This window comes from Neobacillus canaveralius, from assembly GCF_047237705.1.
Lineage (GTDB): Bacteria > Bacillota > Bacilli > Bacillales > Cytobacillaceae > Neobacillus > Neobacillus niacini_K.
Window position 1 is genome coordinate 1444038 of record NZ_JBDFLL010000001.1, and the last position, 12753, is coordinate 1456790.

Here is a 12753-nt window from a genome sequence, read left to right on the forward strand (position 1 = left end):
CGAGCAGTGGCAAACTGTTCGCCTTATTACATATAATAAGCCAGAATATGAAACGTATTTTAGGGAAAATTACTTCCGAGACAGATTATTAGCATGATGGTTTAAACAATGCTATACTTTCGATAGAAATTAGTATTTTTTTAGGAGGCAAAACAAATGGCTATTTCAAACGTAACCGATGCAAATTTCTCTGCTGAAACAGGCTCTGGTCTTGTTCTTGCAGATTTCTGGGCTCCATGGTGTGGACCTTGTAAAATGATCGCTCCAGTTCTTGAGGAACTTGATTCAGAAATGGGCGACAAAGTTAAAATCGTTAAATTAGATGTAGACGATAACCAAGAAACAGCGGCTAAATACGGCGTTATGAGTATCCCTACATTACTCGTTTTCAAAAACGGCGAAGTAGTTGACAAAGTAGTCGGCTTCCAGCCAAAAGACGCTTTAGCAGGTGTATTAGAAAAGCACGCATAAGCATAGATAACCTTAGCTAGATAATTCTGGCTAAGGTTTTTTATTTTTGGAAAAAGAATTAGGCTTTTCTTTATCCTAAGTTTGATTTAAAATTTTAGGATAGATAAAGACGGAGAGGAGCAGCTGGAATGAATGAAAACATCAAACAAAAACTAACACTGCTGCCTGATCAGCCTGGCTGCTACTTGATGAAGGACCGTCAGGGAACGATCATTTATGTTGGAAAAGCAAAAATACTGAAAAATCGAGTTCGATCTTATTTTACCGGGTCGCATGACGGAAAAACCTTCCGACTCGTAAATGAGATTGAAGACTTTGAATACATTGTTACCTCTTCAAATATTGAAGCACTGCTTCTTGAATTAAATTTAATAAAAAAATACGATCCTAAATATAATGTAATGCTGAAAGATGATAAAACCTATCCGTTTATTAAATTGACAGCGGAGAGACATCCGAAACTCATCATTACAAGAAAAGTCAAAAAGGATAAAGGTAAGTACTTTGGTCCTTATCCTAACGTCATGGCAGCGAATGAAACGAAAAAGCTGCTAGACCGAATCTACCCATTGCGAAAATGCTCAACCCTTCCAGACCGGGTGTGTTTGTACTACCATTTAGGCCAGTGCCTGGCACCATGTGTGAATGAAGTACATGAAGAGCAATACAAGCAAATGACCGATGAAATTACCCGCTTCCTTAATGGCGGATTTAAAGAGATTAAGAAAGATCTAACGGAGAAAATGACAAGTGCTTCTGAGGAATTAGATTTCGAGCGTGCAAAGGAATTCCGCGATAAGATTATTCATATTGAAACCATTATGGAAAAGCAAAAAATCACAATGACAGATTTTACGGATCGTGATGTGTTTGGCTATGCGGTAGATAAAGGGTGGATGTGTGTTCAAGTCTTCTTTGTGCGCCAAGGAAAACTAATTGAACGTGACGTTTCCATGTTCCCCATCTACAATGAGCCAGAAGAAGAAATTCTCACCTTCCTGGGTCAATTCTACGAAAAATCGAATCATTTTAAGCCGAAGGAAATTCTAATACAGGATGAAATTGATTTAAATATCGCGGAACAGCTTCTTCAAGTTAAAGTTCTCAAGCCGCAGCGCGGTCAGAAAAAGGATCTTATTAAAATGGCGATCAAAAATGCAAAAATAGCATTAAATGAGAAATTTTCACTAATCGAAAAGGACGAGGTAAGGACCATTAAGGCTGTTGAAAATCTCGGTGAGCTTATGGGTATTTATACCCCGCATCGAATTGAGTCTTTCGATAATTCTAATATTCAAGGGACAGATCCTGTATCTGCGATGGTAGTCTTCATCGACGGGAAGCCAAATAAGCGTGAATACCGTAAGTATAAGATTAAATCGGTTAAGGGTCCTGATGATTATGAATCGATGCGAGAAGTAACAAGAAGAAGGTATTCTAGGGCGTTAAAAGAGGAACTGCCGCTGCCGGACCTTATTATTATTGATGGTGGAAAAGGACATGTGGAGTCTGTTAGAGATGTCCTCGAAAACGAGCTTGGCTTGGATATTCCATTGGCTGGTTTGGTGAAGGATGATAAGCACAAGACTTCGCAGCTTTTATATGGCAATCCCCTTCAAATTATCCCGCTTGGAAGAAACAGCCAAGAGTTTTATTTATTACAAAGAATTCAGGATGAGGTTCACCGGTTTGCGATTACCTTTCATCGTCAAACCCGTGGGAAAAGTGCGTTTCAATCGCTGTTGGACGATATTCCAGGTGTCGGTGAAAAACGTAAAAAGCAGCTTTTAAAGGAATTTGGTTCCGTTAAGAAAATGAAGGAAGCCACATTTGAAGAGTTTAGAGCCATCGGAATTCCAGCTCCTGTGGCGGAGGAATTAATTAAAAAACTTCAATTATAGTGATTGTCAGAAAAATGCCACTATGCTATAATGAGTGGAAATTATATTACTATCACTTTTTAATACTAAAGTGAAGGTAGAGGTGCGAGCTTCAATAGTAGTGATTCGGAGAAGTATGAGCTTCCGCGATGAATCATGAAAGGGGATGGTCGCCGAAGTGAAGAAAGACTCATTTCTTTCTTTGCTGGTCTGAGCATTTAATAAATGCCGGATTGTCAAGACAATTGTCTTGGAGAGCTATCTTACATTGTAGACGCAGAATTTTTTTGTGTATTCAAGCAATGAGATGCCTTCTCATTGCTTTTTATTTTTTTTGCGGGGAAAACTATAATGATAGCTAAACCTATAACTGAAAGCAGGGGAAAAGATGGGTTTAATTGTACAAAAATTTGGTGGTACTTCGGTTGGAAGTGTAGAGAGAATTTTAAACGTTGCAGCGCGCGTTAAATCTGAAACTGATCAGGGGAATCAGGTTGTTGTGGTTGTCTCCGCAATGGGGAAATCAACGGATCAACTGGTAAATCTTGCGAAGGAAATTTCTGGACAGCCCAATAAACGGGATATGGATATGCTTTTAAGCACGGGAGAACAGGTAACAATTTCGTTATTGTCCATGGCTTTAAATGAGCAAAATCTTCCTGCTGTATCGTTTACTGGCTGGCAGGCAGGAATTGTTACAGAGCCAGTTCATGGTAATGCTCGTATTACTACGATAAATACAGAATCTGTAAAGAATCAGCTTGCTGACGGTAAAGTGGTAATTGTCGCAGGTTTCCAAGGGATTACAGAAACTGGGGAGATTACGACTCTTGGTAGAGGCGGCTCCGATACGACAGCGGTAGCACTAGCTGCAGCACTAAACGCCGATAAGTGTGATATTTATACAGATGTAACAGGTGTTTTCACCACTGACCCAAGATATGTGAAGAGTGCACGTAAATTACAGTCCGTTTCTTATGATGAAATGCTCGAGCTGGCTAATTTAGGTGCAGGAGTACTGCATCCAAGAGCAGTAGAATTTGCGAAAAACTATCAAGTTAAACTTGAGGTTCGCTCAAGTATGGAGAGAGTAGAAGGAACAGTAATTGAGGAGGAAGCATCAATGGAACAAAACCTTGTAGTCCGTGGAGTGGCATTTGAAGATGAAATCACAAAGGTAAGTGTGTTAGGTCTTGCCAATTCTTTAACCAGTTTATCAACCATTTTTACAACCTTAGCTGAGAACCATTTGAACGTGGATATTATTGTTCAAAGCACAACAGAGGCAGAAACAGCAAATCTTGCATTCTCCATTAAAACGCAGGACCTTATGGAGACATTAAATGTCCTTGAAAATAGCAAAGATGTTCTGAACTACGAACAGCTTGACGCTGAAAACAAACTGGCAAAGGTATCAATCGTTGGATCAGGGATGATCTCAAACCCTGGAGTTGCAGCGAAGATGTTTGAAGTATTAGCGGAAAACGAGATTCAAATTAAAATGGTCAGCACCTCAGAAATTAAAGTTTCAGCAGTAGTCGAAGAAAAACACATGCTCAAAGCAGTAGAATTACTGCATCAAGCATTTGGCCTTTCTGCAGACAGCCAATAATTAGAAAAAGCTTTCATCGGGATCTCCTGATGAAAGCTTTTCTACATACTAAATCGTGTCCTTACGATCCCATTTGACGGTGAATAGGACTTTGTTGGCTTTTTTTACTGGGTGTTCGAAGGTTTCGGCGATGACTTGTTTTTGGAGTTCGATTTGTTGAGCTAGAAAGCCAGCTTCAATTTGGAAGTAATGTTCGGCTTTTGATTTGACTCGCGAAACGATCAGCGGGCTGACAAGTTCAAATTCAATCTCATCTTTACGCTCTTTTTTTAATTCGAGCTGTCCCCACGAAGCTTTTGAGAAAAAATCGATGATTTCATCAAGGCTGTTTAAAGGGTGGTTGCGAGCTAACCGTTTTCCTGCCCAGTAAAGGATTTCAGGTGTGTCCTTTCCTAAAATATCTGGCAGTATGAATTCTCGAATCAATTCATAACCAAACAATGAAATATTTCTTGGTTCATTCGATTCTAAAGTAAGTTCGACGGCAGTACTTTCATTCATTTTGCTTCCCCTCTTTCTACCATTCTATTATATACAATTACGGCTTTAAGTTAAGAACACTTTTTATGAAATATAGTGTAAAGCGTTAGAGTGGTAAAGGATTGTTATTTTGCAATACGATAGCCTGTCTTTCATCATAATTATGTTTCCCATTTATGAGAAGGGGCTATTGAAAAAAAATAATTATTTATTGTAATTCTACTGGATTTAATGCAAGGAAATTCCATTTGTAAGACATAAAACTTATAATTTATTATAATATCAATATATTTTAAAAATTTTATTTTTATGGAATTTTTGTGTATCCGTTTTCTTGACGCTAATACCCGATGGGAGTAAAATGGACTTGTCACATTATTGTCACACTGGTGCTAAGTTAGTGAATTCTATTTAAAAACAATAGAGACAAAATGCTTAACATCATTTTAAAAATTCAAGGGGGGTTAATTATGGCGGGGAATCGAGAGTTTTTGAATCGAAGATTACATTCATTACTAGGAGTAATTCCAATAGGTTTATTCCTTATGCAGCATCTAGTAGTCAATCATTTTGCTACAGGAGGAGCTGAGTCCTTTAACAAAGCTTCAGATTTTATGGGGAACCTTCCCTTTAAAATTGTCCTAGAAACTGTAATTATTTATTTACCAATTCTTTTCCATGCGATCTATGGGCTTTATATTGCTTTTACCGCAAAGAACAATGCAGGGAAATATAGTTATTTCAGAAACTGGATGTTCTTATTACAGCGTGTATCAGGTGTCATTACTTTAATCTTTATCACATGGCACGTGTGGCAAACTCGCGTTGCAGCAGCTTTTGGTGCGCATGTTAACTATGACATGATGGCAGATATCCTATCTTCACCATTCATGCTTGTTTTCTATTTGATTGGTGTCATTTCAACAATCTTCCACTTTGCGAACGGTTTGTGGTCATTCTTGGTAAGCTGGGGTATTACAGTTTCCCCTCGTTCTCAAGTAATTTCTACATATTTTACAATTGGGGTTTTCGTAGTCCTTACAATTGTAGGAGTTAGAGCAATATTAGCATTTGTTTAAAAAAATTACTTCATACTCTGTATTGAAAATATCGGATTTTTGGATTAAGGGAGTGAGTCATAATGAGTAAGGGTAAGGTGATCATAGTTGGCGGCGGCTTAGCTGGCTTAATGGCAACCATCAAAGTTGCAGAACAAGGAACACCAGTAGAATTATTTTCACTTGTTCCAGTTAAACGTTCCCACTCTGTTTGTGCCCAAGGCGGTATGAATGGAGCAGTAAATACAAAAGGAGAAGGCGATTCTCCATGGATTCACTTTGATGACACTGTCTATGGTGGAGACTTCTTGGCTAACCAGCCGCCAGTTAAGGCGATGTGTGAGGCGGCACCTGGAATTATTCACTTAATGGACCGGATGGGTGTTATGTTCAACAGAACTCCTGAAGGACTTTTGGACTTCCGCCGTTTCGGAGGTACACAGCATTCACGAACAGCATTTGCTGGTGCAACCACAGGTCAGCAGCTGCTTTACGCATTGGACGAGCAGGTACGTCGTCATGAAGTTGCAGGATTAGTAACAAAGTACGAAGGCTGGGAATTCTTAGGCGCAGTAGTCGATGACGATGGAGTTTGCCGTGGGATTGTTGCTCAGAACCTTACAACAATGGAGATTAAATCCTTTGCTGGCGATGCTGTTATTATGGCAACCGGCGGCCCTGGAATCATCTTCGGAAAAACAACTAACTCTGTTATTAATACAGGTTCCGCTGCATCTATCGTATATCAACAAGGTGCATATTATGCAAATGGTGAGATGATTCAGATTCATCCAACTGCTATTCCTGGTGATGATAAACTTCGCTTAATGAGTGAATCTGCACGTGGTGAAGGCGGACGTGTTTGGACATATAAAGACGGAAAACCATGGTACTTCCTAGAGGAAAAATATCCTGCTTACGGAAACCTGGTACCACGTGATATTGCAACACGTGAAATTTTCTCTGTCTGTGTGGATCAGAAGTTGGGTATTAACGGCGAAAACATGGTATACCTAGATCTTTCACATAAGGATCCTAAAGAATTAGACATTAAACTTGGTGGAATCATTGAAATCTATGAAAAATTCATGGGTGATGATCCACGTAAAGTTCCAATGAAAATTTTCCCTGCCGTGCACTATTCAATGGGTGGACTATGGGTTGATTATGACCAAATGACAAATATTCCTGGACTGTTTGCTGCCGGTGAATGTGATTATTCACAGCACGGTGCGAATCGTTTAGGTGCGAATTCATTACTTTCTGCTATTTATGGCGGTATGGTCGTTGGACCAAATGCGGTTAGATACATTAATGGTCTAGAGAAGAGCTCAGACGCTGTATCATCAACTGTATTTGATCGTCATGTAAAGGAACAAGAGGATAAGTGGGCTTCTATCATGTCATTAAATGGTACTGAAAATGCTTACGTTCTTCATAAAGAGCTTGGCGAATGGATGACTGATAATGTGACAGTTGTTCGCCACAACGACAGACTATTAAAGACAGATGATAAGATTCAAGAGTTATTAGAACGTTATAAAAATATTAACATTCAAGATACAAGTAAATGGAGCAATCAAGGAGCAACCTTTACGCGTCAATTACAAAACATGCTTCAATTGGCACGCGTAATCACAATCGGTGCTTACAATCGTAATGAAAGCCGCGGCGCGCATTATAAGCCTGAATTCCCGAACCGTGATGATGAAAACTTCTTAAAAACAACAATGGCAAAATTTGTTGATGGCTCATCTGCACCAGCTTTCCATTACGAGGAGATTGACGTTTCCTTAATCAAGCCTCGTGAACGCAACTATGCAAAAAAGAAAGGGGAGTAGGAACACATGTCTGAAAATAAAACAGTAAAATTTATTGTTACCCGTCAAGATAGCCCTGATTCTGCTCCTTATGAAGAGGAGTTTGAACTAGCCTATCGTCCGAATATGAACGTTATTTCTGCTTTAATGGAAATTCGTAGAAACCCGGTCAATACAAAAGGACAAGCTACTACACCGATTACTTGGGATAGTAACTGTCTTGAAGAGGTTTGTGGAGCATGTTCAATGGTGATTAACGGTAAACCGCGCCAGTCTTGTTCTGCATTAGTTGATCAGCTTGAGCAGCCAATCCGTTTAGAACCAATGAGAACATTCCCTGTTGTACGTGACCTTCAGGTAGACCGCAGCAGAATGTTTGATGCGTTAAAGAAAGTAAAAGCTTGGATTCCAATCGATGGAACGTACGATTTAGGACCTGGTCCACGTATGCCAGAGAAAAAGCGTCAATGGGCTTACGAACTTTCAAAATGTATGACATGTGGTGTCTGCCTTGAGGCTTGTCCAAATGTAAACAGCAATTCAAGCTTTATTGGTCCTCAGCCACTTTCACAGGTACGTTTGTTCAATGCACATCCTACTGGTGAAATGAATCGCGCAGAGCGCTTAGAGGCAATCATGGGTGATGGTGGACTAGCTAACTGTGGTAACTCACAGAACTGTGTCCAATCATGTCCTAAAGGAATCCCATTAACGACTTCAATTGCAGCATTAAACCGTGATACAACATTCCAAGCGTTTAGAAACTTCTTCGGAAGCGATCAGGCATAATATGTAGTAATACTTAAAACCTTCTTTTCTATTAGGAAAAGAAGGTTTTTCTATCTTAGAATATAGGACTTTTGGTCACCTTTTGGTATACTAGTAGTAACAATTTTCTTGAAGTTAGAAAAAGGATGGTACATGAGGGTGAAAAAGCTTCCGTTATTTATCATTTTGGCAGGATTAGTTGTAATTGGAATCGGTGTTTGGCAAATTGTTGAGACGAATTTTATGACTGATGCATCCCTTAAAGAAGCTAAAAGAATAGTCGCACAGGCTGAGTCTAAATATGAACAAGAAGAACCGATTAAAAACCTTAAAAAAATCGACCCTCCAAAATTTGGTGACACAATTGGATTATTGACGATACCAAAAATTAAATCAGAGCTGGCAATTGTAGAAGGTACTGACCCAAATGACTTGAAAAAAGGAGTAGGGCATTACAAAGGTTCTTATTTTCCAGGGGAGAATGGTCAGATTGTGTTATCAGGACATCGTGATACGGTTTTCAGACGCCTAGGGGAGTTAAAGCCTGGTGACATCTTTGAGGTGGAATTGGCAAATGGGAAGTTTAAGTACGAATTAACCCATACAAAAATAGTTGACGCGGAGGATAGAACGATAATAACCCTGCAAAATTCACAGGAAGAATTGATTGTGATTACGTGTTATCCGTTCCGTTATGTAGGTAACGCACCTCAACGCTATATCATCTATGCGAAGCCAATTTAAAGTCCTTTTAACAGAAGGACTTTTTTTTATTGATTTTTTTTCAAAAATTATTCTCCTTAAAGTATTTCTAGTCACTCCAGATGTGTCAGTTACATAAGATATCGTGACTAAATATATACCCACCCCACGGTTCATAACTGGCGAAGGCAAGGAGGGTCACAATACTTGAAGGAGAATGAATATACTCACAAGCCGTTACTCACCAAACGTGAAAGAGAAGTATTCGAACTCTTAGTACAGGATAAAACTACTAAGGAAATCGCTGGTGAATTATTTATAAGCGAGAAGACGGTTCGAAATCATATTTCCAATGCTATGCAAAAGCTTGGTGTTAAGGGGCGTTCACAAGCAGTTGTAGAGCTCCTTCGTATGGGAGAGCTAGAACTTTAATCATGACCGGCATCCTACGGGAGGCCGGTTCATGTTTTTATACGGGAAAATATAGATATATACATATGAATTTGCAGTGGGATATGTTTCAACTTGAAATTTTATCGAAAAAAGTAGAAAATAGAGCAAGATGAAAGAACGGCTAAGGTCTACGAAAACAAGGCAAAGGGAGCCTTATATAGGAGTGTTATAGAAATGACTGTCGAAAACTCACAAAAGGTTAGCTCTGATATTGTCGCAAGGATAGAAAAAGATATGCGTTATATTTCAGGGATTATTAAGCAAAAAGGCAGAGAAATGCTCAGTAATTACAAAATTACCCCGCCACAGTTTGTGGCACTGCAGTGGCTTTTTGAAGATGGGGATATGACCATTGGAGAGCTGTCTACTAAAATGTATTTAGCCTTTAGTACAACAACCGACCTTGTAGACCGGATGGAAAAAAACCAACTGGTTGTAAGGGTGAAGGATCCTAAGGACCGCCGTGTTGTCAGAATTCACTTACTTGAAGAAGGCGAAAGAATCATAGATGAAGTAATAAAGAAACGTCAAGTGTACTTAGAGGAAGTTTTAACCAATTTCTCAGTAGAAGAAATTCAACAACTTCAAACCAATTTGATGAAACTGCATCAAGATATGCGTTAATGAATGAGGCGAAAATTTTGAAACAACCAATTGGTGTTATAGATTCCGGAGTTGGTGGATTAACGGTTGCAAAAGAGATTATGAGGCAGCTTCCAAATGAAAAAATCATTTACGTAGGGGATACGGCCAGGTGCCCATACGGACCTAGACCTCTAAAGGAAGTAAAAAAATTCACCTGGGAACTAACTAGATTTTTATTAGAAAAAAATATAAAGATGCTTGTCATTGCCTGTAATACAGCAACGGCAGCTGTCTTGGACGAAATCAGAAATGAGCTAAGCATCCCTGTGATTGGGGTTATCTACCCTGGAGCACGAACTGCTATCAAGCGGACAAAGAACTACCGGGTAGGGATTATTGGGACAGAAGGTACAATTAAAAGCGGGGCCTATGAAAAAGCGTTAAAAGCACTAAACAGCCGGTTATTTGTTACTGGACAAGCATGTCCAAAATTCGTACCTCTCGTTGAGAGTGGTGAGTATAATGGGGAGATTGCAGAAAGAATTGTTATCGAAGCATTAAAACCCTTGCAAAATCAAAATTTAGATACACTAATCCTTGGCTGCACGCATTACCCTTTGCTTGAACCACTCATTCAAAAAGTCATGGGTGAAACTGTGAATGTTATCTCCTCAGGTGATGAAACAGCAAGGGAAATTAGTGCGATTCTTCAGTATAACAATATACTCGAAGCTGATGAAAATGAACCAGAGCATGACTTTTATACGACGGGGTCTAGGTATATTTTTTCAAAAATTGCTTCTCAGTGGCTCGGAGTACCCATCAATAATGTTAAAAAGATTAAATTATAATTAAGTTCCTATTAAGGGAGCTTATTTTTTTTTTTAAAATGAAAGAATGTCCTATTTTTCTTTCTAAAGGCGGTCTAATTAGTTTCAAAGGCTCGTATACATAGTAGTACAAACTGTCTTAGGAGGGAAAAAACATGTCTAAAAATAAAGTAAAACCCCTTGTTACAGCCGTTTTTGCTTCAACACTTCTATTATCGGGGTGTGGTTTGTTCGGTAGTGAAGAGCAGAAAAAGGTGGATCCACCAAAGCAGGTTACAGTAACCGATACAAACCCGACTAAGGAAACCACCGGTAAGAGTGAAGAGGTCGAAGGAACAGTACAAACAGAGTTATACTTGATTAACAAAGATGGATTAGTGGTGCCACAAACACTAACACTGCCAAAAACAACTTCTGTAGCGAAGCAAGCCTTAGAATACTTAGTTGCAAACGGACCAGTTACCGATATGCTGCCAAATGATTTCCGGGCTGTGCTGCCAGAAGAAACTCAAGTTTCTGTTAACATTAAAGATGGCTTAGCAGTGGTTGACTTCTCGAAAGAGTTTAAGAACTATCAGCCTGAAGATGAAAGAAAGATCCTTGAGGCGGTAACCTGGACACTCACACAATTTGATTCTGTGAAAAAGGTAAAACTACAGATGAACGGTCATGATTTAACAGAAATGCCTGTAAATGGAACACCGATCAGTGAAAATCTATCCAGAGCTACAGGTATCAATCATGATACTGCCGGAGTTACAGATATTACAAACACAAAGCCAGTGACCGTATATTACATCGGCGGTGAAGAAGGATCTTATTATTATGTACCTGTTACAAAACGGGTTAGCACGAGCGAAAAGAATAATGTCGTCGCAGTTGTCAATGAGCTGGTAAAAGGACCAAATGTAAAATCTAATTTGGTTTCAGAGTTTATGCCTGACGTAGAACTTCTAGAAGCTCCGAAAATCGAAGATGGAAAGGTTACGTTAAACTTTAATAAATCCATCTATGGTAGCTTTGAAGAAAAAATTGTTTCTGAACATTTATTAAACGCACTGGTACTTTCTTTGACTGAACAAAAGGGAATTGAAAGTGTTGCGGTTACGGTAGATGGCAAGGCAGAGTTAGAGACCGATGAGGGGAAAAAATTATCGGAACCAGTCACTCGTCCAGAAAAAGTCAACACAGGTAGTTTCTAAAAATATATTTTTGATATACTATATAGTGACAATCAGGGAGGTTGCCTTTTGGCTTCCTCTTCTTTATTTGATTTTAGAAATGGCATCAAAAACGGTGGGAGAGGTAATCCCAGCCACAAGGAGGAAACATTTTTGCGTGTTGATGGAAGAGAACGACTGCAATTAAGGCCCATACATATTGAAACAGGTTATTTAATGCACCCGGAAGGATCAGTCCTTATTTCCGTAGGGAATACAAAGGTAATTTGTACCGCAAGTATTGAGGAAAGAGTCCCGCATTTTATGCGTGGAGAAGGAAAAGGCTGGATTACCGCCGAATATTCCATGCTGCCTCGTGCAACGGAAACAAGAAACATTCGTGAATCTTCAAAAGGGAAGGTCACCGGAAGAACGATGGAAATCCAGCGTTTAATTGGACGAGCATTAAGAGCCGTTGTTGACTTATCTTCACTAGGAGAAAGAACAGTATGGATTGATTGTGATGTTATTCAAGCTGATGGCGGAACAAGGACTGCTTCGATTACTGGAGCATTTGCTGCAATGGCGATTGCCCTAAATCGACTTGGTGAAAAAAAGGGTTTTAAGTTCCCGATTACTGATTACTTAGCGGCAACCAGTGTTGGAATTTTAAAAAATAACGAAACGGTGCTAGATTTAAATTACGCTGAAGATTCTAAAGCACTAGTCGATATGAATATCGTAATGACGGGAAATGGTGAGTTTGTAGAATTACAAGGAACGGGCGAAGAATCTACTTTCTCTTACCAACAGCTTCAGGACCTTTTAGGTGCAGCTCAGGAAGGGCTGATGGAGCTATTTGAACATCAAAAATCTGCGTTAGGGGAAGAGATCACCTCGAAAATTGAAGCAAGACGAAAGAAATAAGGGGATA

The 12753-nt window shown here is 39.3% G+C and carries 13 protein-coding genes and 1 riboswitch; of the genes, 12 read left to right on the forward strand and 1 reads right to left on the reverse strand.

The genetic code is table 11. The features are described from left to right. Positions 1 to 156: 156 nt before the first annotated feature. From trxA to ABC255_RS07080, 3 genes are all read left to right on the forward strand, one after another. The gene (gene trxA / locus ABC255_RS07070; RefSeq protein WP_179159982.1) at positions 157 to 471 is read left to right on the forward strand and encodes a thioredoxin; all 315 of its coding nucleotides are present in this window, start codon (positions 157 to 159) and stop codon (positions 469 to 471) included. 128 nt (positions 472 to 599) lie between these two features. Next, complete coding sequence (uvrC, locus tag ABC255_RS07075) at positions 600 to 2372, forward strand: excinuclease ABC subunit UvrC (RefSeq protein ID WP_412992333.1); 1773 nt, start codon at positions 600 to 602, stop codon at positions 2370 to 2372. A 69-nt stretch (positions 2373 to 2441) separates the two neighbouring features. Further along, positions 2442 to 2620: riboswitch (Lysine riboswitch) on the forward strand. 119 nt (positions 2621 to 2739) lie between these two features. Then, positions 2740 to 3963 carry an aspartate kinase gene (locus ABC255_RS07080; RefSeq protein WP_412992335.1) on the forward strand — a complete coding sequence of 408 codons (1224 nt, stop codon included), beginning with the start codon at positions 2740 to 2742 and terminating at the stop codon, positions 3961 to 3963. A 48-nt stretch (positions 3964 to 4011) separates the two neighbouring features. Here ABC255_RS07080 and ABC255_RS07085 read toward each other — a convergent pair whose 3' ends face one another. Then, complete coding sequence (locus ABC255_RS07085; RefSeq protein WP_412992337.1) at positions 4012 to 4464, reverse strand: YslB family protein; 453 nt, start codon at positions 4462 to 4464, stop codon at positions 4012 to 4014. A gap of 449 nt (positions 4465 to 4913) precedes the next feature. Here ABC255_RS07085 and ABC255_RS07090 point away from each other — a divergent pair, with 449 nt between their 5' ends. The 9 genes from ABC255_RS07090 (at position 4914) to rph (ending at position 12746) form a co-directional block, all read left to right on the forward strand. Further along, complete coding sequence (locus tag ABC255_RS07090) at positions 4914 to 5522, forward strand: succinate dehydrogenase cytochrome b558 subunit (RefSeq protein ID WP_335529304.1); 609 nt, start codon at positions 4914 to 4916, stop codon at positions 5520 to 5522. A gap of 62 nt (positions 5523 to 5584) precedes the next feature. Then, positions 5585 to 7342, forward strand: a complete 1758-nt coding sequence (gene sdhA, locus ABC255_RS07095; protein WP_412992339.1) for a succinate dehydrogenase flavoprotein subunit — start codon at positions 5585 to 5587, stop codon at positions 7340 to 7342. A gap of 6 nt (positions 7343 to 7348) precedes the next feature. After that, on the forward strand, positions 7349 to 8110 hold the full coding sequence (gene sdhB, locus ABC255_RS07100; protein WP_335529309.1) for a succinate dehydrogenase iron-sulfur subunit: 762 nt from the start codon (positions 7349 to 7351) through the stop codon (positions 8108 to 8110). Between the two features lie 132 nt (positions 8111 to 8242). Further along, positions 8243 to 8833, forward strand: a complete 591-nt coding sequence (locus tag ABC255_RS07105; protein WP_412992342.1) for a class D sortase — start codon at positions 8243 to 8245, stop codon at positions 8831 to 8833. Positions 8834 to 8998: 165 nt separating this feature from the next. After that, a complete protein-coding gene (gene gerE / locus ABC255_RS07110; RefSeq protein WP_009796032.1) occupies positions 8999 to 9223 on the forward strand; it encodes a spore germination transcription factor GerE in 225 nt (74 codons plus the stop codon). Positions 9224 to 9418: 195 nt separating this feature from the next. Further along, positions 9419 to 9868, forward strand: a complete 450-nt coding sequence (locus ABC255_RS07115) for a MarR family winged helix-turn-helix transcriptional regulator (RefSeq protein ID WP_412992344.1) — start codon at positions 9419 to 9421, stop codon at positions 9866 to 9868. Between the two features lie 17 nt (positions 9869 to 9885). Continuing rightward, a complete protein-coding gene (racE, locus tag ABC255_RS07120; RefSeq protein ID WP_412992346.1) occupies positions 9886 to 10680 on the forward strand; it encodes a glutamate racemase in 795 nt (264 codons plus the stop codon). A gap of 134 nt (positions 10681 to 10814) precedes the next feature. After that, positions 10815 to 11861 (forward strand): GerMN domain-containing protein, encoded by a 1047-nt coding sequence (locus ABC255_RS07125; protein WP_412992348.1) that lies wholly within the window; start codon positions 10815 to 10817, stop codon positions 11859 to 11861. A gap of 132 nt (positions 11862 to 11993) precedes the next feature. Continuing rightward, positions 11994 to 12746, forward strand: a complete 753-nt coding sequence (rph, locus tag ABC255_RS07130; protein ID WP_412992350.1) for a ribonuclease PH — start codon at positions 11994 to 11996, stop codon at positions 12744 to 12746. Positions 12747 to 12753: the final 7 nt, after the last annotated feature.

What these genes read in the sequence shown, in the direction of transcription:
- uvrC (WP_412992333.1), top strand. Translation starts at nt 600, where the DNA reads ATGAATGAAAACATCAAACAAAAACTAACACTGCTGCCTGATCAGCCT.
- ABC255_RS07080 (WP_412992335.1), top strand. Translation starts at nt 2,740, where the DNA reads ATGGGTTTAATTGTACAAAAATTTGGTGGTACTTCGGTTGGAAGTGTA.
- ABC255_RS07115 (WP_412992344.1), top strand. Translation starts at nt 9,419, where the DNA reads ATGACTGTCGAAAACTCACAAAAGGTTAGCTCTGATATTGTCGCAAGG.
- ABC255_RS07125 (WP_412992348.1), top strand. Translation starts at nt 10,815, where the DNA reads ATGTCTAAAAATAAAGTAAAACCCCTTGTTACAGCCGTTTTTGCTTCA.
- sdhA (WP_412992339.1), top strand. Translation starts at nt 5,585, where the DNA reads ATGAGTAAGGGTAAGGTGATCATAGTTGGCGGCGGCTTAGCTGGCTTA.
- ABC255_RS07090 (WP_335529304.1), top strand. Translation starts at nt 4,914, where the DNA reads ATGGCGGGGAATCGAGAGTTTTTGAATCGAAGATTACATTCATTACTA.
- ABC255_RS07085 (WP_412992337.1), bottom strand. Translation starts at nt 4,464, where the DNA reads ATGAATGAAAGTACTGCCGTCGAACTTACTTTAGAATCGAATGAACCA.
- sdhB (WP_335529309.1), top strand. Translation starts at nt 7,349, where the DNA reads ATGTCTGAAAATAAAACAGTAAAATTTATTGTTACCCGTCAAGATAGC.
- trxA (WP_179159982.1), top strand. Translation starts at nt 157, where the DNA reads ATGGCTATTTCAAACGTAACCGATGCAAATTTCTCTGCTGAAACAGGC.
- ABC255_RS07105 (WP_412992342.1), top strand. Translation starts at nt 8,243, where the DNA reads ATGAGGGTGAAAAAGCTTCCGTTATTTATCATTTTGGCAGGATTAGTT.